This window comes from Streptomyces sp. NPDC006450 (genome assembly GCF_040612195.1).
GTDB lineage: Bacteria > Actinomycetota > Actinomycetes > Streptomycetales > Streptomycetaceae > Streptomyces.
The window spans coordinates 1-21,876 of record NZ_JBEXPT010000025.1 but is presented as its reverse complement, the minus strand read 5'-3'; the positions used below and the strand labels follow the sequence as shown (position 1 = coordinate 21,876).

Below are 21,876 nucleotides of genomic sequence, written 5' to 3'. Positions count from 1 at the left end.
CTCAGAAGATCCTCGGGTCGGTGAAGGCGCCGCTGGCCAGCAGGTACACGTAGAAGTCGCACAGGGCCACGCTGATCAGCGAGGCCCACGCCAGCTGCATGTGACGGGTGTTGAGGCGGCTGATCCAGCCCCACAGGCGGTAGCGGACCGGGTGTGCGGAGAAGTGCTTCAGGCGGCCGCCCATGATGTGCCGACAGGAGTGGCAGGACAGGGTGTACGCCCAGATCAGCCCGATGTTGAGCAGGAACAGCAGCGTTCCCAGGCCCATGTGGCCCCACGCGTAGTTCTCGTCGCGGAAGGTCAGCACGGTGTCGTAGGTGAGGATGCCCGCGACGGGCAGCGCCGCGTAGAAGAAGTAGCGGTGCACGTTCTGGAAGATCAGCGGGAAACGGGTCTCCCCGCTGTACGAGGCGTGCGGCTCGGCGACCGCGCAGGCGGGCGGCGAGGCCCAGAAGCCCCGGTAGTAGGCCTTGCGGTAGTAGTAGCAGGTCAGCCGGAAACCGAGCGGGAAGACCAGGATGAGCAGCGCGGGGGAAAGCCCCCACCAGCTGCCGAACAGGTCGAGGTTCGGGCCGCCGCGCATCTCCTGGCAGTTCTCCGCGAGACACGGGGAGTAGAAGGGGGAGACGTACGGGGCCGCGTAGTAGTCGGCGTTGGCGAAGGCCCGCCACGTCGAGTAGACGATGAAGGCGAGCAGCCCGGCCGCGGTGCCGGCGGGGGCGAGCCACCACCGGTCGGTCCGCAGGTGCCGGGCCGCGATCGCGGCCCGCGAGGCGTCGTGGACGCCGCCGGGCCGCTGTGGGGATGGTTGGGTGCCTGTGGCCAAGGGGGACTCCGGGTGGAGTGATGAGGGGTGGCCCGGGGGACCCGGTCTCCGTCGCTGCGGGTGACCGGGTCCGGTGGGGTGTGCGCGGAGCGTAGGTCAGGGAGCGCGGCGATCGCGGGCGCCGAGACCCTCGTCGTCGGCGTCCGTCCACAGGGAGCTGTCGTACGGGGTGTCCGGTACCTCGACGACACCGACCATCGCGCCCTCGCCGGGGGCCCGGGAGGCGCCCGGCGCCTGCCGTTCGGTGTTCTTGACGTCCCGCTCCAGCCGCTCCACCGAGCGGACCAGTTCGTTCAGGTTGCGCCGTACGGCGGTCAAGTCGTCTTGCAGGGACATGATTTGCCCTCACTTCCGCTGGGTGCGGTGGCAGCGCTCATGTGCGCCTGCGAGTGTCGCGCCTCCCGTCCCCGGTTGTGAAGGGACGTGCAGCGATTGTGGGCGCGCAGGCGCGAACTGTGCGCCCCTCCCTGCCCCCATTTTCATCCCTCTTACGGGGGAACGCCCGCCCGGAAAGCAAGCCGGATTGGTCCGCACGGGTGGGGTTCGCGGCGTGGCGAGGGTCGGCTGCGGTGGGTGCGGCGGGGTGTCGATTTCAGTGGGTTTCGGCACCCAGTGTGATCAGCTCCATATACCGCCGAACGTGATCAGAACATCCCCTTTCACGGCTCCCCCCACGCCCCGTCCCGGAGGTACCACCCATGTCCCAGAGAAGGCGCAGGTCCTTGGCGCTCCTGACCTCGGGAGTTCTTGCACTGCCGCTGCTCGCGGGCTGCGGCGCGGGTGATGACGAGGGCGGCCCGGCCGCCGCCGGGCAGGACATCGCGGCCACCGCCCGCGACAAGGTCGCCGACGGCGGGATGCTGCGCTGGGCCGTGGACTCCATGCCGGCCACCCTCAACGCCTTCCAGGCAGATGCGGACGCCACCACCAGCCGGATTGCCGGGGCGGTACTGCCCCAGCTGTTCGTGCTGGACGGCAAGGGGCGGCCGGTGGCCAATCCCGACTACCTGGAGAAGGCCCAGGTCGTCGAGCGGGAGCCCAAGCAGGTGGTCCTGTACAAGCTCAACCAGCAGGCGGTCTGGAGCGACGGCCGGGAGATCGGCGCCGCCGACTTCGTCGCCCAGTGGCGGGCCCTGAACGGCAAGGACTCCTCGTACTGGACGGCGCGCAACGCCGGCTACGACCGGATCGAGAAGATCGAGCGCGGCAAGACGGACCTGGAGGTCAAGGTCACCTTCGTCAGGCCGTACGCCGACTGGCGCTCCCTCTTCAGCCCCCTTTACCCCAAGCAGGTCACCGGCACCCCGGAGAGCTTCAACGAGGGAGCCCGGGGCGCCCTGAAGGTCACCGCGGGCCCCTTCGGGCTGGGAGCCCTCGACAAGAAGACCGGTACGGCCTCGCTGACCCGCAATCCGCGCTGGTGGGGCAGCCCCGCCAAGCTCGACACCCTGGTCCTGACCGCGGTGCCCCGCTCCGAACGCCCGGCCGCGCTGGCCGCCGGCAAGCTCGACCTCGCGGAGATCGACCGCACCGGGGCCGACCGGATCGCCCTGGCCCGCCGCGCGGCGGCCAAGGCCGACGGGGCCCACGGCCCCGCCGCCTCGGTGACACCCGCCCAGGCCACCTTGTCGTGGGCGCTCGCCTTCGGACTGGACGAGGACAAGGCCAAGGAGGCGCAGGCCATCCGCCAGAAGCACGCGGAGGCGGTCAAGCGGTACGCCGAGGAGCAGACCGCCCTGCGCGGTTTCACCGTCCGCAAGTCCCTGGAGCCCGCCTACACCCAGCTCGCGATGAACGGCGCGAGCGGCCCGCTCGCCGACGAGCGGGTACGCCGCGCCGTGGCCCGCGCCCTGGACCGCCAGGCGCTCGCCGACATCGTCCTGAAGCCGCTGGGCCTGCCGGCGAAGCCGGTCGGCAGCCACCTCGCGCTGGCCGGGCAGCAGGCGTACGCCGACAACAGCGACGCCCTCGGCGGCCAGGACACCCAGGCCGCGCAGGCCCTGCTCGCGGACGCCGGGTGGCGCCGCGGCGGCAAGATCACCGAGCCGGCGGGCGCGAAGGCGGGCTCGGAGGCCGCGAAGGAGACGGACGACTCCAAGACTCCCGCGGTACCGGCCTCGGGCCCGGGCACCGGCAACGACGGCCTCTACATCGTCGGCCAGGACGACGAGCGCAACGGCGACGAGCGCAACGGCGACGGGCAGCCCGGACGGGACGGGGAGATCGTCGACGCCGACGCGTTCGCCGAGGACGGGCAGGGGCGCCGGGACGAGCTCTCCCCGGTGCTGGCCCCGGCCCCGTTCGCGGCCCTCCAGGAGCAGCACCTGCGCACCCAGGCCGAGGCCCAGGCGGACGCCGTCGACGACGGCAAGCGCAGCCCGGCCCTGGACGCCGAAGCCGTCGCCGAAGCGGACCAGGCCCGGGCGAGCACCGCCCCGGCCCCCGCCAAGCAGGCCGTACGCACCTCCGGCAACATGCTCGCCAAGGACGGCAAGCCGCTCAGCCTGCGCTTCGTCCTGCCGGCCGGCCCCGGTTCGGAGGCGCTGCGCACGGTCGGCGAGCGGATCGCGCAGATGCTCCAGAAGGTCGGCGTGCAGACCGAGCTGACCAAGGTGGCGGACGAGAGCTTCTTCAAGGACCACATCGCCTCGGGCCAGTACGACCTGGCGCTCTACTCGTGGCCCGCGACCGCCTACCCGGCCACCGACGCCCGGCCCATCTTCGCCAAGCCGGAGCCGGCCGCCGACGGCTCGCTGCTGGTCGAACAGAACTACACCCGGGTCGGCACCGACCACATCGACCAGCTCTTCGACCAGGCGCTCGGCGAGCTGGACGAGGCGGCCGCCCGAGACCTGATGCGCAAGGCGGACGCCCGGATCTGGGCGACGGCCGGCTCCATCCCGCTCTACCAGCGCCCCGAGCTGGTGGCGGTGAAGCCCGGTCTCACCAACGCGGGCGCCTTCGGCCTCGGTGCCCCGCGCTACCAGGACATCGGCTGGAAGAAGCCGGCCGCGGCGAAGGAGAAGAACGAGAAGAAGAAGTGATGACGAAGGGGTGCATCCGGGGTTGATTCGAAGGTCTCAAGCTCAGATGTGACTCAAGTCCCTTGCCCGCCGGATCACCGGCGGGCAGGGTCGTACACACCCGTTGACCCGCGTGTTTACAGGCACCATCCACGGCTGAGTCCCCCCACCCAGGACCCGGCCGCGCTCAGTCGTCCGGCCTCTTGACAGACCCCCCGGCAGGCGGTTCCCGCCAGCCGACGTACGATGGGGTAAGGCCGTGGCAGGTTTTCCGCCCGGTCGAGGCGCGCGTGCCGGACCGTACGCGTCGCCATCCACGATCCCGGGAGAAGCGCCGAAGTGCCCACGCGCCACGACATCCGTAACGTCGCCATCGTCGCCCACGTCGACCATGGCAAGACGACCATCGTCGATGCCATGCTCAAGCAGGCCGGTGCCTTCGCCGCCCACCAGCACCTCGACGACCGCATGATGGACTCGAACGACCTGGAGCGTGAGAAGGGCATCACGATCCTCGCCAAGAACACGGCGGTGAAGTACCACCCGAAGGACGGGTCGGCCCCGATCACGATCAACATCATCGACACCCCCGGCCACGCCGACTTCGGTGGTGAGGTCGAGCGCGGTCTGTCGATGGTGGACGCCGTCGTTCTGCTGGTGGACGCCTCCGAGGGTCCGCTGCCCCAGACCCGCTTCGTCCTGCGCAAGGCCCTGCAGGCGAAGATGCCGGTCATCCTCTGCATCAACAAGACGGACCGTCCGGACTCCCGGATCGACGAGGTCGTCAACGAGACGTACGACCTCTTCCTCGACCTGGACGCCGACGAGGAGCAGATCGAGTTCCCGATCGTCTACGCCTGTGGCCGTGACGGCGTCGCCTCGCTGACCAAGCCGGAGGACGGCACCGTCCCCGCGGACAGCGACAGCCTGGAGCCCTTCTTCTCCACCATCCTGGCCCACGTGCCGGCCCCGGTGTACGACGACGAGGCGCCCCTGCAGGCCCACGTCACCAACCTGGACGCCGACAACTTCCTCGGCCGCATCGCGCTCGTCCGCGTCGAGCAGGGCGAGCTCCGCAAGGGCCAGACCGTCGCGTGGATCAAGCGTGACGGCACCATCTCCAACGTCCGCATCACCGAGCTGATGATGACCGAGGCGCTCACCCGCAAGCCGGCCGAGGTGGCGGGCCCGGGCGACATCTGCGCGGTGGCCGGTTTCCCCGACATCATGATCGGCGAGACCCTGGCCGACCCGGAGAACCCGATCGCGCTCCCGCTGATCTCGGTCGACGAGCCGGCGATCTCCATGACCATCGGTACGAACACCTCCCCGATGGTCGGCCGCGGCGGCAGCGGCAAGGGCGCGGACGCCAAGTCCGCGGTCAAGGACCGCAAGGTCACCGCCCGCCAGGTCAAGGACCGTCTGGACCGCGAGCTGGTCGGTAACGTCTCGCTCCGCGTCCTCGACACCGAGCGTCCCGACGCCTGGGAGGTCCAGGGCCGTGGTGAGCTCGCGCTCGCCATCCTGGTCGAGCAGATGCGCCGCGAGGGCTTCGAGCTGACCATCGGCAAGCCGCAGGTCGTCACGCAGCTGGTCGACGGCAAGGTGCACGAGCCGGTCGAGCGCATGACGATCGACGTCCCCGAGGAGCACATGGGCGCGGTCACGCAGCTCATGGGCGTCCGCAAGGGCCGTATGGACAACATGTCGAACCACGGCTCCGGCTGGGTCCGCATGGAGTTCGTCGTCCCGTCGCGCGGCCTCATCGGCTTCCGTACCGAGTTCCTCACCGGTACGCGCGGCACCGGCATCGCCCACTCGATCCACGAGGGCCACGAGCCGTGGTTCGGCCCGCTGGTGACCCGTAACAACGGTTCGCTGGTCGCCGACCGCGCCGGTTCGGTCACGCCGTTCGCGATGATCAACCTGCAGGAGCGTGGTGTCCTGTTCACCGAGCCCGGCACCGAGGTGTACGAGGGCATGATCGTCGGCGAGAACTCGCGCTCCGACGACATGGACGTGAACATCACCAAGGAGAAGAAGCTCACCAACATGCGTGCGGCTTCCGCGGACAACACCGAGAACGTGGTGCCCCCGCGCAGGCTCTCCCTGGAGCAGTCCCTGGAGTTCTGCCGCGACGACGAATGCGTCGAGGTGACCCCCGAGGCCGTCCGCATCCGCAAGGTCGTCCTGGACCAGAAGGACCGCTCGCGCACCGCGTCGCGCGCCAAGTCCGGCAAGTAGTCGCGTAGGACCTAGGTCACACTTGGGTCCCGCCCGTTACGGGCTTTTGTGAACAGCCCCCTTCGTCACGTACACCGTGACGAAGGGGGCTGTTCGCTTTTGTCAAGCGGATTGTTTCGGTCCGGTGTCCGCATACCGACCGTGACACTCCGGAAGAAGAGCTAACAGTCCGTTTCGTTCATGTCTGTCTCCTATCCGTTTGTCCGGATTTCGGGTTTTAGCCGTAGTGCGATGTTGTGAAAACGAGACCACTTAAGTGTGGTTTACGGTCAGGCAGTCCCTGAGGATGGCTCCATTGAGCTCGGGTCAATGGGTCACACGCTGTGGGGAGCGTCGACTCACGAGCACACTCGGGACACCGGTCCTATCGCCGTCAGGGGTGTCGGCGAAGCACACCTGTGTCCTTCACATCAGACAGTGGACTCATGAGGAGGAAACCCATGCGCGGTGCCAAGAGCGCCAAGTGGGTAGCGGGCGCGATTGTCGTCGCCCTGGCAGCAACTGCCTGTGGCGGCGGTGGCGGGAAGACCGCGGCCAAGGGTGAAGTTGACCCGAACGGCATCTTCTCGATCGAGGTGGGCGAGCCGGAGAAGCTCCTGCACCCGGCCGACACGATGGAGTCCAACGGCTCGATCGCCATGTCGGGTCTGTTCTCCCAGCTGGTCGACTACGACGCCGACGGCAAGCTCGTCATGGTGAACGCCGAGTCGGTCAACACCACGGACAGCAAGCTCTGGACCGTCAAGCTCAAGCCGGGCTGGACCTTCCACGACGGCACCAAGGTGACCGCCGAGTCCTACGTCAAGGCGTGGAACTGGGCCGCGAACATCAACAACAAGCAGGGCAACGCGTCCTGGTTCTCCGACATCAAGGGCTTCGAGGCTCTTCACCCCGAGGCCGAGGGCGCCAAGCCCACCGCCGAGGCGCTCGAAGGCCTGAAGATCGTCGACGAGAACACCTTCACCATCGAGCTCGCCAGCGCGGTGCCGTACTTCGGCTACAAGCTCGGCTACGAGGTCTTCTCCCCGCTCGCCGCCTCGTTCTACGCGGACCCCGCGGCTGCCGGTGAGAAGCCGGTCGGCAACGGCCCGTACAAGTTCAAGTCGTGGGAGCACAAGAAGCAGATCGAGCTCACGCGCTTCGACGACTACAAGGGCGAAGACAAGGCGAAGAACGGCGGTGTGATTCTCAAGAACTACACCGGCGTCGAGGCCGCGTACGAGGACCTGAAGGCCGGAAACCTCGACGTCCTGCGTCAGATCGGCCCGAAGGACCTCCCGGTCTACCGTGCCGACCTCGGTGACCGCGCCGTGGACCAGGCGTACTCCGCCATCCAGACGCTGGCCATCGCGTACTACGCCGACCAGTGGAAGACCCCGGCGAAGGTCAACCCGAAGGTCATCCAGGGCCTGTCGATGGCGATCGACCGCGAGACCATCACCAAGACCGTGCTCCAGGGCACCCGTGAGCCGGCGACCGGCTGGGTCGCCAAGGGCGTCCTCGGCTACACGCCGACCGGCTCCGGTGACGTCACCAAGTTCGACCCGGCGAAGGCCAAGGCCCTCATCGCCGAGGGTGGCGGCGTCCCGAACAACGAGATCTTCATCCAGTTCAACTCGGATGGCGGTCACAAGGAATGGGTCGAGGCTGTCTGCAACAGCATCACCCAGGCCACGCAGGTCAAGTGCACCGGCGACGCCAAGCCGGACTTCCAGGCCGACCTCCAGGCCCGCAAGTCCAAGCAGGTCAAGTCGATCTACCGCTCCGGCTGGGTCCTCGACTACCCGGTGAACGCCAACTTCATCAGCGACCTGTTCCGTACGGGCGCCAGCGGCAACCAGGGTGGCTTCTCCAGCCCCGAGCTCGACGCCAAGATCGCCGCGGCGGACAGCGCCGCGACGCTCGACGAGGCCGTGAAGGCCTACCAGGGCATCGAGAAGGAACTCGTCAACTACATGCCTTCCATCCCGCTCTGGTACTACAAGGTCAACGCGGGCTTCTCCGAGAAGGTCCAGAACGTGAAGTACGCCCAGGACGGCGACCCGATCCTCGACCTGGTCGAGGTCAAGAAGTAAGTCCTACCGCGTAATTCCTTTCGACGGATGTGGGCCGGCGGGGAGCCGGCCCACATCCGGGCCTACATGCAGCGCCCGGGGGGCCCTTTCGCGACGCAGTGACGATCCCGTCACGCGCGTGCGTGGCGAAAGGGCCCGTCCGGCTGCGCCTGCCGCATCTTCTACGGAGGCATGATGGGGCGCTATGTCGCACGACGACTGCTCCAGATGATCCCGGTCTTCTTCGGGACGACCCTGCTCATCTTCTTTATGGTCTACAGCCTGCCCGGCGACCCCGTGGCCGGACTCTTCGGAGACAAGGGCACGGACCCCGCCACGCTCGCCGCACTCCGGCACGAGCACGGCCTGGACAAGCACATCCTCGTCCAGTACTGGGACTACATCTCCGGGATCCTGTTCCACTTCGACTTCGGAACGCAGATCCGCAGTGGCCGCGAGGTCACCGAAGTGATCGGTGACGCCTTCCCGGTCACGCTCCGGCTGGCCTTCCTGGCCTTCGCCATCGAGATCCTTCTCGGCCTGACCCTCGGGATCGTCGCCGGCCTCAAGGCCGGCAAGCTCGTGGACAACATGGTCCTGATCCTCACCCTGCTGATCATCTCCATGCCGGTCTTCGTCCTCGGCTTCATCGTCAAGGCGGTGTTCGCCTTCCAGCTCGGCTGGATCGAACCCACCGTCAGCAACGAGGAGACCTGGGGCGAGCTGGTCGCACCGGCCATCGTCCTGGGATCGCTCTCGCTCGCCTACGTGGCCCGCCTGACCCGCACCTCGATGGCCGAGAACCTGCGCGCCGACTACGTGCGCACCGCCGTGGCCAAGGGTCTTCCCAAGCGCCGCGTCATCGGTGTGCACCTGATGCGCAACTCGATGATCCCCGTGGTGACCTTCCTGGGTACCGACATCGGCGCCCTCATGGGCGGAGCGGTCGTCACCGAGGGCCTGTTCAACGTCAAGGGCGTCGGTGGTCTGATCTACGACTCGGTCATCCGCCGCGAAGGCCTGACCGTGGTCGGTGTCGTCACCGTCCTCGTCGTCGTCTACCTCATAGCCAGCCTGCTCGTCGACCTCCTCTACGCGGTCATGGACCCGAGGATCCGGTATGCCTGACATGACCAAGACCGAAGCCGTGACGCCCGAGGAGACCTCGGCGGCCGTCGCCCCGGTGGACCCGGTGAAGGCCGAGAAGGCACGCAGCCTCTGGGGCGACGCCTGGGCCGACCTGCGGCGCAACCCGTACTTCATCGTCTCCTCGGTGCTGATCCTCACCCTGCTGACGATCGCCGCCTTCCCGAGCTGGTTCACCAGTGCCGACCCCACCAAGGGCGACCTGGTCCACCACTTCCTCCAGCACCCCGAGCTGTCCAAGGTCGGTTCGCCCGAGTGGCTCGGATACGACGGCCAGGGCCGCAGCGTCTACGCGCGCCTCATCTACGGCACCCGGGCCTCGATCATCGTGGCCGTCGCGGTCACCGCGATCGTCACCGTCGTCGGCGGCATCACGGGCATGATCTCGGGCTACTTCGGCGGTATGACGGACGCGATCATGTCGCGCGTCACCGACATCTTCTTCGGCATCCCGTTCCTGCTCGGCGCGATGGTCGTCCTCCAGGCCTTCACCGACCGCACGGTGTGGACGGTCGTCTTCGCCCTGGCCTTCCTCGGCTGGACGCAGATCAACCGCGTCATGCGCGGCGCGGTGATCACCGTGAAGCAGGCCGACTACGTGCACGCCGCCAAAGCCCTCGGCGCCGGCACCACGCGGATCCTGTTCCGGCACATCCTGCCGAACGCCATGGCGCCGGTGATCGTGGTCTCCACGATCGCGCTCGGCGGGTACATCGCGGCCGAGGCGACCCTGTCCTACCTGGGCCTGGGCCTCGCCTCCCCGAACATCTCGTGGGGCGTGGACATCTCCACCGGTTCCGCGCAGATCCGAGTGGCGCAGTACATCCTGCTGTACCCCTCGATCATCCTCAGCATCACCGTCCTCGCCTTCATCATGCTCGGCGAAGCGGTCCGCAACGCCCTCGACCCCAAGCTGCGCTGAGGAGGGCGTAAGTGATCACCATGGACAACACCTCCAGCCTCCCCTCCCCGCGTGCCGGGGACCCGCAGACGCCGCTCCTCGAAGTGCGCGACCTGCACGTCGAGTTCCACACCCGCGACGGTGTGGCCAAGGCAGTCAACGGCGTCAACTACAGCGTGAGCGCCGGCGAGACCCTCGCCGTCCTCGGCGAGTCCGGCTCCGGCAAGTCCGTGACGGCCCAGGCCATCATGGGCATTCTCGACATGCCCCCCGGCAAGATCCCGCAGGGCGAGATCCTCTTCCGCGGCCAGGACATGCTCAAGATGAGCTTCGAGGAGCGGCGCAAGCTGCGCGGCCGGAAGATCGCCATGATCTTCCAGGACGCCCTGTCCTCCCTGAACCCGGTGCTCACCGTCGGCTACCAGCTGGGCGAGATGTTCCGCGTCCACGAGGGCCTGTCGAAGAAGGAGGCCCGGCTCAAGGCCATCGAACTGATGGAGAAGGTCAAGATCCCGGCGGCGAAGGAGCGGGTCGACGACTACCCGCACCACTTCTCCGGCGGTATGCGCCAGCGCATCATGATCGCCATGGCGATCGCGCTGGAGCCCGACCTGATCATCGCGGACGAGCCGACCACGGCCCTGGACGTCACCGTCCAGGCCCAGGTCATGGACCTGCTCGCCGAGCTCCAGCGCGAGCTCAACATGGGCCTGATCCTGATCACCCACGACCTCGGCGTGGTCGCCGACGTCGCGGACAAGATCGCCGTCATGTACGCCGGCCGGATCGTCGAGACCGCTCCGGTCCACGAGATCTACAAGCGCCCGGCGCACCCGTACACCCGGGGCCTGCTGGACTCGATCCCGCGCCTGGACCAGAAGGGCCAGGAGCTCTTCGCGATCAAGGGCCTGCCGCCGAACCTGCTGCGCCTGCCCACCGGCTGCTCGTTCAGCCCGCGCTGCGTCGCCGCGCAGGACATCTGCCGGTCGGAGGTCCCCACCCTCCAGCCCGTCAGCGAGCAGGACGGCACCGAACTGGCCGGCCGTCACAGCGCGTGCCACTTCTGGAAGGAGCAGCTCCATGGCTGAGCTCACCAACGCCCCCGTGCGCGAGCCGATCCTCCAGGTCCGCGGTCTCGTCAAGCACTTCCCGCTGACCCAGGGAATCCTGTTCAAGAAGCAGGTCGGCGCGGTCAAGGCGGTCGACGGGATCTCCTTCGACCTGTACCAGGGCGAGACCCTCGGCATCGTCGGCGAGTCCGGCTGTGGCAAGTCCACCGTCGCCAAGCTGCTGATGAACCTGGAACGCGCCACCGCCGGCGAGGTCTTCTACAAGGGCCAGGACATCACCAAGCTGTCCGGCCGCGCCCTGAAGGCCGTGCGCCGCAACATCCAGATGGTGTTCCAGGACCCGTACACCTCGCTGAACCCGCGCATGACGGTCGGCGACATCATCGGCGAGACCTACGACATCCACCCCGAGGTGGCCCCCAAGGGCGACCGGCGCCGCAAGGTGCAGGAGCTCCTGGACGTCGTCGGTCTGAACCCGGAGTACATCAACCGGTACCCGCACCAGTTCTCCGGCGGCCAGCGCCAGCGCATCGGCATCGCCCGCGGCCTCGCGCTCAACCCGGAGATCATCATCTGCGACGAGCCGGTCTCCGCGCTCGACGTGTCGGTGCAGGCCCAGGTCATCAACCTGATGGAGAAGCTGCAGGAGGAGTTCAACCTCTCCTACATCTTCATCGCGCACGACCTGTCGATCGTCCGGCACATCTCGGACCGCGTCGGTGTCATGTACCTCGGCAAGATGGCCGAGATCGGCACCGACGAGCAGATCTACGAGCACCCGACCCACCCGTACACGCAGGCGCTGCTCTCCGCGGTGCCGGTGCCGGACCCGGCCGCCCGCGAGGGCCGCGAGCGGATCATCCTCACCGGTGACGTCCCCTCGCCGGCCAACCCGCCGTCGGGCTGCCGCTTCCGCACCCGCTGCTGGAAGGCCGAGGAGAAGTGCTCCGTTGAGGAGCCGCTGCTCGCCATCCCGGAGCGCTTCCAGGGAGTCAAGTCGCTGGCCTCGCACGAGTCGGCCTGCCACTTCGCGGAGGAGAAGGCCGTCCTGGCCGTCTGACCTCCCGCAGCGACACCACAGGGCGCCCGTCACCGGATCTCTCCGGCGGCGGGCGCTCCGTCGTCCCGCCGTCCGCCCGCCCGGCCCGTCCGCCGGCTGACGCCGCCCCGACCGCCACCGTGGTCTGATGGCCCGCATGCTCACCGTACGGCCCGCCGGGCCCTCCGACGCCGGGGACATCTGCGGGCTCCTCAACGCCATCGACCGGATCGAGATCGGCCGTCCGGAGACCGACCTCGGCGCCGTCGCGGCGGATCTGCACCACCCCGACGTCGACTTGGAAGCCGACTCCTTCCTCGCCTTCCAGAACGGCCGGCTCCTCGGCTACGCCCTCGTGTGGGCCGACTCCGGCCCCGGCCGCGTCGACTGCCACTTCCGGGTCCTGCCGGGGCGCGGCGCGGCCGCCGCCCGGCTGCTGGACCTGGTGGAGGCCCGGTCCAGGGAGCTGGCCGCCGGGGCCCCGCACGCCTTCCTGTGGCTCTCGCCGAGCGGCGGGCGCACCCTCGACCCCGGACTGCTGCCCGGCCGCGGCTACCGCACGGTGCGCCGCCACCGGGTGCTGACCCGCGTCCTGGGCCCGGCCGACGTGGCGCCGGTACCGCCGGCCGGGCTCACCCTTCGCCCCTGCGACGGCGGCGAGAGCGAGCGCCGGCGCGCCCACGCCCTGATCGAGGAGACCTTCGCGGACCACTTCGGGCACGTGGAGCGCCCGTACGAGCCCTGGCTCGACCACATCGACGGCCGCGGCCTGGACTGGTCGCTGGTGTGGATCGCCGGCCTGCCCGCGCTGGGCGACGTAGGGGTCCTGCTCACCCGCGACGACCGCACCAGCATGGGCTGGCTCAGCCACCTCGGCGTCCGCGCGGAGGCCCGCGGCCGGGGCGTCGGCACCTTCCTGCTGCGCCACGGCTTCGCCGCCTACGCCGCCCGCGGCCGCGCCACCGTCGGCCTCGGCGTGGACACGGGCAACACCACCGGGGCGCTCGCGCTGTACGAGGCGCACGGCATGACCCTCCACCATGCGGTGGACACCTGGGAGCTGACGCTGTGGCGGTCGGCCGTGCACTCGCAGGGGTGACAGCCGGGCGGCGCGAGGGTGCAATCGGTCCAACGAGGAGTGTGCGGGACCATACATAGGGTGACATTGGGCCCTAAGTGAGTCTTGGGATCCAGTAGGAGGCACTCCATGCGCGGAGCCACCCACGCCAAGTGGGCCGCATGCGCGGCGGCCGTCGCCCTCGCGGCGACCGCATGCGGCGGCGGAAGCGACAGCGGCGGAGGCGGCGAAGCGGGGATCGTCAGCTCCTCGTGGGGTGACCCGCAGAACCCGCTGGAACCCGCCAACACCAACGAGGTCCAGGGCGGCAAGGTCCTCGACATGATCTTCCGGGGGCTCAAGCGGTACGACCCCGAGACCGGCGAGGCGAACAACTTCCTCGCCGAGAAGATCGAGACCACCGACAGCCAGAACTTCACGATCACGCTGAAGGACGGGCTGAAGTTCAGCAACGACGAGCCGGTCACCGCGCAGTCCTTCGTGGACGCCTGGAACTACGGCGCAGACGTCACCAAGAAGCAGAACAACGCGCCCTTCTTCTCCGACATCGTCGGCTACGCGGACGTCCACCCCGAGAAGGGCGACCCCAAGGCCAAGACCATGTCCGGCCTGGTCGTCAAGGACCCCAAGACCTTCACGGTCGCCCTCAAGGAGAAGTTCTCCACCTGGCCCGAGACCCTCGGCTACCAGGCGTTCTCCCCGTTGCCCAAGGCCTTCTTCACCGACCACGACGCCTGGCTGAAGAAGCCCATCGGCAACGGTCCGTACACGGTGGACTCGTACACCAAGGGCACGGGCATGAAGCTGCGCAAGTGGGACGCCTACCCGCTGGAGGACAAGGCGGTCAACGGCGGAGTGGACCTGAAGGTCTACACCGACAACAACACCGCCTACACCGACCTGATCTCCGGCAACCTCGACCTGGTCGACGACATCCCGGCGCAGCAGCTGAAGAACGTCGCGAACGACCTCGGCGACCGCTACATCAACCAGCCGGCCCTGATCATCCAGACCCTCACCTTCCCGCTGTACGACCCGCAGTGGAGCAAGGAGGGCATGGAGAAGGTCCGCCGCGGCATCTCCATGGCGATCAACCGTGACGAGATCACCAAGCAGATCTTCCACGAGACCCGCACCCCGGCCAAGGACTGGACCTCGCCGGCCCTCGGCGAAAAGGGCGGCTTCTCCGCCACCGCCTGCGGTGAGGCCTGTTCCTTCAACCCCACCGAGGCCAAGAAGCTCATCCAGGAGGGCGGCGGACTGCCCGGCGGCAAGGTCACCCTGACGTCCAACGTGGACACCGGCTCGCACCGCGACTGGATGGACGCCGTCTGCAACAGCATCAACAACACGCTGGGGGAGGGGCCGGTCTGCACCGTCAACCCCATCGGCACCTTCGCCGACTTCAGGAACCAGCAGAGCAGTTACAAGCTGACCGGCCCCTTCCGCTCCGGCTGGCAGGCCGACTACCCGCTGATCCAGAACTTCCTGGAGCCGCTGTACTACACCGGCGCCTCCTCGAACTACGGCAAGTTCAGCAACCCGGAGTTCGACAAGCTCATCGACGAGGCCAACCGGGAGAGCGACGCCGCCAAGGCGACGGCCACCTTCCAGGAGTCGCAGAAGATCCTCGCCGCCCAGATGCCGTCCATCCCCCTCTGGTACCAGAACGGCAGCGCGGGCCACTCGGAGCGCATCTCCGACGTGAAGCTCAACCAGTTCAGCGTCCCGGTGTACGACCAGATCAAGGTCAGCTGACCCCTCTCGCGGATCGAACCTGGAGCAGTCCATGGGACGTTATGTGATCCGGCGACTGCTCCAGATGATCCCCGTGTTCATCGGCAGCACGTTCCTGATCTTCTTCATGGTGTACGCCCTCGGAGACCCGGTCGCCGCCCTCTTCGGCGACAAGGCCCCCGACCCCGCCACCGCCGCGCGCATCCGCAAGGACCTCTACCTCGACCAGCCCCTGTGGAAGCAGTACCTGCACTACATGGGCCAGATCTTCCAGGGCGACTTCGGCACCGCCTTCAACGGTCAGGAGGTCACCGAGCTCATGGCCTCGGCCTTCCCGGTGACCCTGCGCCTGACCATCGTCGCGATCGCCATCGAGATCGTCGTCGGCATCACCCTCGGCGTGATCAGCGGACTGAGGCGCGGCAAGTCCATCGACACCAGCGTGCTGGTGCTCACCCTCGTCGTCATCTCCGTGCCCACCTTCGTGACGGGCTACCTGCTGCAGTACCTCTTCGGCGTCAAATGGGGCTGGGTCCGGCCCACCGTCTCCCCGGACGCCCCCTTCAGCGAGCTGATCCTGCCCGGCATCGTGCTCGCACTGGTCTCCCTCGCCTACGTCACCCGCCTCACCCGGACCTCCATCGCCGAGAACGTCAAGGCCGACTACGTCCGCACCGCCGTGGCCAAGGGCCTGCCCCGGCGCCGGGTCGTCACCCGCCACCTGCTGCGCAACTCGCTGATCCCCGTGGTCACCTTCATCGGCACCGACATCGGCGCCCTGATGGGCGGAGCCATCGTCACCGAGCGGATCTTCAACATCCACGGCGTCGGCTACCAGCTCTACCAGGGCATCCTGCGCAACAACTCCCCGACGGTGGTCGGCTTCGTGACCATCCTCGTGATCGTGTTCCTGCTGGCGAACCTGCTCGTCGACCTGCTCTACGCGGTCCTGGACCCGAGGATCCGTTATGCCTGAGCCCGATCCCGAGCGCCGCGCCTACGATCCGCTGGGCCCCGGCCCCCACGAGGCCATCGCCCCCACAGGCCAGGGAGGGGTCATGGATCTCGCCCTGGAGGAAGCCGAGTCGCTGGAGAAGGACCTCGGGGGAGGCCCCGCAGGCCCCCAGGAGAAGCCCCGCTCCCTGTGGTCCGACGCCTGGCACCAGCTGCGCCGCAACCCCGTCTTCCTCGTCTCCACGCTGCTGATCCTCTTCCTCGTGGTCATCTCCATCTGGCCCCAGCTCATCGCGAGCGGCGACCCGCTCCAGTGCGACCTGTCCAAATCGCAGCAGGGCTCCGCCCCCGGCCACCCCTTCGGCTACGACACCCAGGGCTGCGACGTCTACACCCGTACCGTCTACGGCGCCCGCGCCTCCATCACCGTCGGCATCTGCGCCACCCTCGGCGCGGCCCTCCTCGGCTCCGCGCTCGGCGGGCTCGCCGGGTTCTTCGGCGGCTGGGGCGACGCGATGCTCTCCCGGGTCGCCGACATCTTCTTCGGCATCCCCGTGGTCCTCGGCGGCCTGGTCTTCCTGTCCGTGGTCACCAGCACCACCGTCTGGCCCGTCGTCGGCTTCATCGTGCTGCTCGGCTGGCCCCAACTGGCCCGCATCGCCCGCGGCTCGGTCATCACCGCCAAACAGCACGACTACGTCCAGGCCGCGCGGGCGCTCGGCGCCGGCAACGGCCGGATGCTGCTGCGGCACGTGGCGCCCAACGCCATCGCACCCGTCATCGTCGTCGCCACCATCGCGCTCGGCACCTACATCGCCCTGGAAGCCACCCTGTCCTTCCTCGGTGTGGGCCTGCGCCCGCCGACGGTCTCCTGGGGCATCGACATCTCCAACGCCGCCTCCCAGATCCGCAACGCCCCGCACATGCTGCTCTACCCGGCGGGCGCGCTCAGCCTGACCGTGCTCGCGTTCATCATGCTCGGCGACGCGGTGCGCGACGCCCTCGACCCCAAGCTGCGCTGAGGAGCCCCGCACATGCTGCTCGAAGTGCGCGATCTGCACGTGGAATTCAAGACGCGGGACGGAGTCGCCAAGGCCGTCAACGGGGTCGACTACTCCGTCGCCGAGGGCGAGACCCTCGCCGTGCTCGGCGAGTCCGGCTCCGGCAAGTCGGTCACCGCCCAGGCCGTCATGGGCATCCTCGACATGCCGCCGGGCCGCATCGCGGGCGGCGAGATCCTCTTCAAGGGCAAAGACCTGCTGAAGATGAAGGAGGAGGAGCGCAGGAAGATCCGCGGCGCCGAGATGGCCATGATCTTCCAGGACGCCCTGTCCTCCCTCAACCCGGTCCTGAGCGTCGGCGCGCAGCTCGGCGAGATGTACGAGGTCCACCGCGGGATGTCCCGCAAGGACGCCCGGGCCAAGGCGGTCGAGCTGATGGACCGGGTGAAGATCCCGGCGGCGCGCGAGCGGGTGGGGGACTACCCGCACCAGTTCTCCGGCGGCATGCGCCAGCGCATCATGATCGCCATGGCGTTGGCCCTGGAACCCTCGCTCATCATCGCGGACGAGCCGACCACGGCCCTGGACGTCACCGTCCAGGCCCAGGTCATGGACCTGCTCGCCGAGCTCCAGCGCGAGCTCAACATGGGCCTGATCCTGATCACCCACGACCTCGGCGTGGTCGCCGACGTCGCGGACAAGATCGCCGTCATGTACGCCGGCCGGATCGTCGAGGCGGCCCCCGTCCACGAGATCTACAAGCGCCCCGCGCACCCGTACACCCGCGGCCTGCTGGACTCGATCCCGCGCCTGGACCAGAAGGGCCAGGAGCTGTACGCCATCAAGGGCCTGCCGCCCAACCTGCTCGCCATCCCGCCCGGCTGCGCCTTCAACCCGCGCTGCCCGATGGCCCGGGCCGTCTGCCGCACCGACGTACCGCCGCTGGCCGAGGTCGGACCCGACCGCTCCAGCGCGTGCTTCTTCTGGAAGGAGTGCCTCGGTGGCTGAGCCCATCCTCGTGGTGGAGGACCTGGTCAAGCACTACCCGCTGACCCAGGGCATCCTCTTCAAGAAGCACGTCGGCGCCGTCAAGGCCGTCGACGGGGTCTCCTTCGACCTGCGGGCCGGCGAAACCCTCGGCATCGTCGGGGAGTCGGGCTGCGGCAAGTCCACGGTCGCCAAGATGCTGGTCAACCTCGAGCGCCCGACGGCCGGCGCGATCACGTACAAGGGCGAGGACCTCGCCAAGCTCTCCGCCAGGGCCCTCAAGTCCGTGCGCCGCAACATCCAGATGGTGTTCCAGGACCCCTACACCTCCCTGAACCCGCGCATGACCGTCGGCGACATCATCGGCGAGCCCTACGAGATCCACCCCGAGGTGGCCCCCAAGGGCGACCGCCGCCGCAAGGTCCAGGAGCTCCTGGACGTCGTCGGCCTCAACCCGGAGTACATCAACCGGTACCCGCACCAGTTCTCCGGCGGCCAGCGCCAGCGCATCGGCATCGCCCGCGGCCTCGCCCTCCAGCCCGAGATCATCGTCGCCGACGAGCCCGTCTCCGCCCTCGACGTCTCCGTACAGGCACAGGTGGTCAACCTCCTGGAGCGGCTCCAGGACGAGTTCAACCTCTCCTACGTGTTCATCGCGCACGACCTCTCGATCGTCCGGCACATCTCCGACCGGGTCGGCGTCATGTACCTGGGCCGGATCGTCGAGATCGGCACCGACACCCAGATCTACGACCACCCCACCCACCCGTACACCCAGGCGCTGCTCTCCGCCGTCCCGGTCCCCGACCCGGCGGCCCGCGCGGGCCGGGAGCGGATCATCCTCTCCGGCGACGTGCCCTCCCCGGCCAAGCCGCCGTCGGGCTGCCGCTTCCGCACCCGCTGCTGGAAGGCCGAGGCGCGCTGCGCGTCGCAGGTCCCGCTCCTGGAGATCCCGGCCTTCCTCCCGGGCGGGCCGGCGGCCCACCCCTCGGCCTGCCATTTCGCATCCGAGCGGGCCGTCCTTCCGCCGGGCCCGCCGCCGGGATCACCGACCAAGGAGTGAGCTGAGGGCCCCCGGCACCGCTCATTTCTCGCCACAGCTGTGAACGGACCCGGTTTCCTCACAACTCGGTTTACATGCAGGCAACTTGACCGTTTCTGTCCCGAGATCTGGGCCGGGCAGCCTGGATCCCGTGCGGCCGTGCGGGTGCCGACAGCCGGCCGGGGAGGCGTACAGCCTCCCCGGCCGGTACTCCTGTGACCCCGGACGTGCGCGGCGTGCGCCCCTCGTGCTGCCGGAATCGATCGATGTGGTGGTACGGATAGTTATGATCCGTAGCGCACGGTGGGTATGACTCTGCCGAGCACCGAGTTGCGAGTACGCGAACCCGATGTCCGCTCGACGTGGAGGTGAAACAGCCGTGGCACTATCGATCTCGGCCGTGGTGCTGCTGGCAGTCGTCGTCTTCCTGCTGGTCCGGCGTTCGGGCCTGAAGGCGGGTCACGCAGTGGTCTGTGTACTGCTCGGCTTCTATCTGGCGAGCTCGACCGTGGCTCCGACGCTCTCCCAGCTCACCAACAACGTGGCGAGCATGATCAGCGGCCTCAAGTTCTAGGGCGCTGCGTTTCTTCCGGCTGACCGGGACGCCGTGTGGGGTTCCGGGTGGCAGGTCCGCCGTTCCTCGCCACGGTCGTAGGGTGGCCCTCATGAACGGTCTTCCCGCCCGTCGGCTCCTGCTCGTGCACGCGCACCCGGACGACGAGTCGATCAACAACGGCGTCACCATGGCCAAGTACGCGGCCGAGGGCGTCCATGTCGCGTTGGTGACCTGCACCCTCGGCGAGGAGGGTGAGGTCATCCCGCCCGGACTCGCCCACCTGACGGCCGACCGCGACGACGCCCTCGGCGCCCACCGCATCGGCGAGCTCGCCGCCGCCATGCGCGAACTGGGCGTCGCCGACCACCGCTTCCTCGGCGGCCCCGGCCGCTTCCGCGACTCCGGGATGATGGGCGCCGAACAGAACCGCCGGCCCGGCGCCTTCTGGTCCGCCGACGTGGACGAGGCCGCGGGGTACCTCGTAGAGGTGATCCGCGAGCTGCGTCCCCAGGTCCTCGTCACCTACGACCCGAACGGCGGCTACGGCCACCCCGACCACATCCAGGCCCACCGCGTCGCCACCCGCGCCGCCGAACTGGCCGCGGAGCCCACGTACCGCCGCGACCTCGGCGCACCGCACGCCATCGAGAAGTTCTACTGGAACCGCGTCCCGCGCTCGGTCGTCGAGGAGGGCTTCGCCCGGCTGCGCGAGGCGGGGAGCGAGGTGCCCTTCCCGGCGCCGGCCGCGCCGGAGGACGTGCCGGGCGTGGTGGCCGACGAGCGGATCACCGCCGAGATCGGCGGCGACGAGGCCGCCGAGCAGGCGTTCGTGGCCGCCAAGAGCGCCGCGATGCGGGCCCATGCCACCCAGATCGCGGTGGACGGCCCCTTCTTCGCGCTCTCCAACGACCTTGCGCAGCCGCTGTTCACCCACGAGTACTACGAGTTGGCCGCCGGCCGGCCGGGCGTCCCGGCGGGCGAGCGCGAGCGTGACCTCTTCGCGGGGGTGCGGGCATGACCGGCACCTGGAGCGGGGGGCGGATCGCCGTCCTGCTGGGCCTGTTGGTGGCGGGGGCGCTGACCGGCCTGGCCGGCTGGCTCGTCGTCGACCTGTGGTTCCCGGGCGGACTGGCGCTCGCGCTCCTCGCGCTCTTCGGACTGTTCCTCGGCGGCCGGATCGCGCTGGGCACCGGCATCGGGGTGGGAGCCGCCGTCGGTGGCTGGTTCCTCGCCTACGTGATGCTCGGTGTGCCCCGGCCGGAGGGGGACTTCTTGCTCGGTTCGTCCGGAATCGGCATGTACGCCTACCTTTTGGGTGGAGCGGTACTCGCTGTGATGTGCGCCACGATGAGCTTCCCGAAGGACCGGCCGCTTTCGGCCGCCGGGAAAGCCAGGTGACGCGGCGTCGGCCGCGCGCGACGCCTTGACGAGCGGCTCGGCCGGTGTGTGCGCGGACCCTCCGCAGCCGGACGACAGGGGCTCAGGGGGTGCGCGCACGGGGCGCGCAGGAGATCAAGGGGAACCCTTCGCTCCCGGTGGCCGGGTGCGCGCGGGCGGCGGCCAGTATGGTGGACCGGCCGCCGAGCTGCCCGCGCACGCTATGACGGGCGGCGGAGCCGATCGGGAGAACCTGCCTTGAGTCGTGAAACTGACAGTCCGTCCTCCGGGCCCAACGGGCTCGGCGCAGCGGCCCACCCCCCGGGTGCGCCGCCGTATGGATCAGGCCAGAATCCGACCACGACAGTGCCCCCCGGTCCGGGCGCGGCGACCATCCCGGAGGAGAGTTCAGTGACCGCACCGCCCGCGAAGCCGTCCACACCCGATTCCGACGGGCCGAAGACGGAGACCCAGCTGACGACCCGGATCCGGATCAACATCCCGGGTTCGAGGCCGATTCCGCCCGTGGTCGTACGCCAGACCATGCCCGAAGCCGAGGCCGGGCAGGCGCCCGAGCCCGCGGCCGCCCCGGCGCCCGCGCCCGAGCAGGCTCCGGTGGAGGACTCGACCAGCAACTGGTTCGCCCCGCGCAAGGCGGGCACCGCACCCGCCCCGACGCCCGCCCCGGCGCCGGCCCAGGCCGGCGGTCCGCGCTACGACGGGCCCGCGCAGCAGGGCTTCGCCCAGGGCCCCGCCGGGCAGCACCCCGGTGCCCCGATGGGCCCCGGCCCCGGCGGCCCCGGCGCCGGTCAGAACGCCGGCTACCCCGCACCACCCGCCG

General features: G+C 69.1%; 18 protein-coding genes and 1 pseudogene. 17 read left to right on the top strand and 2 right to left on the bottom strand.

Translation table 11 applies throughout. The annotated features are described in order from the left end of the window. Position 1: 1 nt before the first annotated feature. Both ABZY57_RS11435 and ABZY57_RS11430 read right to left on the bottom strand, forming a co-directional pair. Positions 2–826, bottom strand: coding sequence for a hypothetical protein (locus ABZY57_RS11435; RefSeq protein ID WP_356510588.1), 825 nt, complete (start codon positions 824–826; stop codon positions 2–4). A gap of 96 nt (positions 827–922) precedes the next feature. Then, entirely contained in the window at positions 923–1,162 is a 240-nt protein-coding gene (locus tag ABZY57_RS11430) for a hypothetical protein (RefSeq protein ID WP_356510586.1), read from the bottom strand. Positions 1,163–1,524: 362 nt separating this feature from the next. Between ABZY57_RS11430 and ABZY57_RS11425 the strand changes: the two genes are divergently transcribed. The 17 genes and pseudogenes from ABZY57_RS11425 to ABZY57_RS11345 all read left to right on the top strand — a co-directional run. Further along, positions 1,525–3,870 carry an ABC transporter family substrate-binding protein gene (locus tag ABZY57_RS11425; protein WP_356510585.1) on the top strand — a complete coding sequence of 782 codons (2,346 nt, stop codon included), beginning with the start codon at positions 1,525–1,527 and terminating at the stop codon, positions 3,868–3,870. Positions 3,871–4,188: 318 nt separating this feature from the next. Further along, positions 4,189–6,093, top strand: a complete 1,905-nt coding sequence (typA, locus tag ABZY57_RS11420) for a translational GTPase TypA (RefSeq protein ID WP_356510583.1) — start codon at positions 4,189–4,191, stop codon at positions 6,091–6,093. Positions 6,094–6,533: 440 nt separating this feature from the next. After that, positions 6,534–8,168 (top strand): ABC transporter substrate-binding protein, encoded by a 1,635-nt coding sequence (locus ABZY57_RS11415; RefSeq protein WP_356510581.1) that lies wholly within the window; start codon positions 6,534–6,536, stop codon positions 8,166–8,168. A gap of 174 nt (positions 8,169–8,342) precedes the next feature. Then, a complete protein-coding gene (locus ABZY57_RS11410; protein ID WP_356510637.1) occupies positions 8,343–9,275 on the top strand; it encodes an ABC transporter permease in 933 nt (310 codons plus the stop codon). Further along, positions 9,268–10,215: an ABC transporter permease gene (locus ABZY57_RS11405; RefSeq protein ID WP_356510579.1), complete on the top strand. Its 948-nt coding sequence runs from the start codon at positions 9,268–9,270 to the stop codon at positions 10,213–10,215. The genes ABZY57_RS11410 and ABZY57_RS11405 overlap by 8 nt, the downstream gene beginning before the upstream one ends. 11 nt (positions 10,216–10,226) lie before the next feature. Further along, the gene (locus ABZY57_RS11400; protein WP_356510577.1) at positions 10,227–11,282 is read left to right on the top strand and encodes an ABC transporter ATP-binding protein; all 1,056 of its coding nucleotides are present in this window, start codon (positions 10,227–10,229) and stop codon (positions 11,280–11,282) included. Next, positions 11,275–12,324, top strand: a complete 1,050-nt coding sequence (locus ABZY57_RS11395) for a dipeptide ABC transporter ATP-binding protein (protein WP_356510575.1) — start codon at positions 11,275–11,277, stop codon at positions 12,322–12,324. The genes ABZY57_RS11400 and ABZY57_RS11395 overlap by 8 nt, the downstream gene beginning before the upstream one ends. A 127-nt stretch (positions 12,325–12,451) precedes the next feature. Beyond that, positions 12,452–13,402 carry a GNAT family N-acetyltransferase gene (locus ABZY57_RS11390; protein WP_356510573.1) on the top strand — a complete coding sequence of 317 codons (951 nt, stop codon included), beginning with the start codon at positions 12,452–12,454 and terminating at the stop codon, positions 13,400–13,402. Positions 13,403–13,510: 108 nt separating this feature from the next. Continuing rightward, positions 13,511–15,139 (top strand): ABC transporter substrate-binding protein, encoded by a 1,629-nt coding sequence (locus ABZY57_RS11385; protein ID WP_356510571.1) that lies wholly within the window; start codon positions 13,511–13,513, stop codon positions 15,137–15,139. A 31-nt stretch (positions 15,140–15,170) separates the two neighbouring features. Continuing rightward, positions 15,171–16,094, top strand: a complete 924-nt coding sequence (locus ABZY57_RS11380; protein WP_356510569.1) for an ABC transporter permease — start codon at positions 15,171–15,173, stop codon at positions 16,092–16,094. Continuing rightward, positions 16,087–17,094 (top strand): ABC transporter permease, encoded by a 1,008-nt coding sequence (locus tag ABZY57_RS11375; protein WP_356510567.1) that lies wholly within the window; start codon positions 16,087–16,089, stop codon positions 17,092–17,094. Before ABZY57_RS11380 ends, ABZY57_RS11375 begins: the two co-directional genes overlap by 8 nt. A gap of 12 nt (positions 17,095–17,106) precedes the next feature. Then, entirely contained in the window at positions 17,107–18,081 is a 975-nt protein-coding gene (locus ABZY57_RS11370) for an ABC transporter ATP-binding protein (RefSeq protein WP_356510565.1), read from the top strand. Next, on the top strand, positions 18,074–19,123 hold the full coding sequence (locus ABZY57_RS11365) for a dipeptide ABC transporter ATP-binding protein (protein WP_356510563.1): 1,050 nt from the start codon (positions 18,074–18,076) through the stop codon (positions 19,121–19,123). The genes ABZY57_RS11370 and ABZY57_RS11365 overlap by 8 nt, the downstream gene beginning before the upstream one ends. A 358-nt stretch (positions 19,124–19,481) precedes the next feature. Next, entirely contained in the window at positions 19,482–19,676 is a 195-nt protein-coding gene (locus ABZY57_RS11360; protein ID WP_250741735.1) for a hypothetical protein, read from the top strand. Between the two features lie 91 nt (positions 19,677–19,767). After that, the gene (gene mshB, locus ABZY57_RS11355) at positions 19,768–20,676 is read left to right on the top strand and encodes an N-acetyl-1-D-myo-inositol-2-amino-2-deoxy-alpha-D-glucopyranoside deacetylase (RefSeq protein ID WP_356510561.1); all 909 of its coding nucleotides are present in this window, start codon (positions 19,768–19,770) and stop codon (positions 20,674–20,676) included. Beyond that, entirely contained in the window at positions 20,673–21,056 is a 384-nt protein-coding gene (locus ABZY57_RS11350; RefSeq protein ID WP_356510559.1) for a DUF6113 family protein, read from the top strand. The genes mshB and ABZY57_RS11350 overlap by 4 nt, the downstream gene beginning before the upstream one ends. 390 nt (positions 21,057–21,446) lie before the next feature. Then, positions 21,447–21,876: pseudogene (locus tag ABZY57_RS11345) on the top strand (hypothetical protein); the annotation flags it as partial.

Excerpts from the sequence above, each read along its gene's own strand:
- ABZY57_RS11430 (WP_356510586.1), bottom strand. The coding sequence starts at position 1,162 with ATGTCCCTGCAAGACGACTTGACCGCCGTACGGCGCAACCTGAACGAA.
- ABZY57_RS11425 (WP_356510585.1), top strand. The coding sequence starts at position 1,525 with ATGTCCCAGAGAAGGCGCAGGTCCTTGGCGCTCCTGACCTCGGGAGTT.
- ABZY57_RS11415 (WP_356510581.1), top strand. The coding sequence starts at position 6,534 with ATGCGCGGTGCCAAGAGCGCCAAGTGGGTAGCGGGCGCGATTGTCGTC.
- ABZY57_RS11410 (WP_356510637.1), top strand. The coding sequence starts at position 8,343 with ATGGGGCGCTATGTCGCACGACGACTGCTCCAGATGATCCCGGTCTTC.
- ABZY57_RS11405 (WP_356510579.1), top strand. The coding sequence starts at position 9,268 with ATGCCTGACATGACCAAGACCGAAGCCGTGACGCCCGAGGAGACCTCG.
- ABZY57_RS11395 (WP_356510575.1), top strand. The coding sequence starts at position 11,275 with ATGGCTGAGCTCACCAACGCCCCCGTGCGCGAGCCGATCCTCCAGGTC.
- ABZY57_RS11390 (WP_356510573.1), top strand. The coding sequence starts at position 12,452 with ATGGCCCGCATGCTCACCGTACGGCCCGCCGGGCCCTCCGACGCCGGG.
- ABZY57_RS11385 (WP_356510571.1), top strand. The coding sequence starts at position 13,511 with ATGCGCGGAGCCACCCACGCCAAGTGGGCCGCATGCGCGGCGGCCGTC.
- ABZY57_RS11380 (WP_356510569.1), top strand. The coding sequence starts at position 15,171 with ATGGGACGTTATGTGATCCGGCGACTGCTCCAGATGATCCCCGTGTTC.
- ABZY57_RS11375 (WP_356510567.1), top strand. The coding sequence starts at position 16,087 with ATGCCTGAGCCCGATCCCGAGCGCCGCGCCTACGATCCGCTGGGCCCC.
- ABZY57_RS11370 (WP_356510565.1), top strand. The coding sequence starts at position 17,107 with ATGCTGCTCGAAGTGCGCGATCTGCACGTGGAATTCAAGACGCGGGAC.
- mshB (WP_356510561.1), top strand. The coding sequence starts at position 19,768 with ATGAACGGTCTTCCCGCCCGTCGGCTCCTGCTCGTGCACGCGCACCCG.
- ABZY57_RS11350 (WP_356510559.1), top strand. The coding sequence starts at position 20,673 with ATGACCGGCACCTGGAGCGGGGGGCGGATCGCCGTCCTGCTGGGCCTG.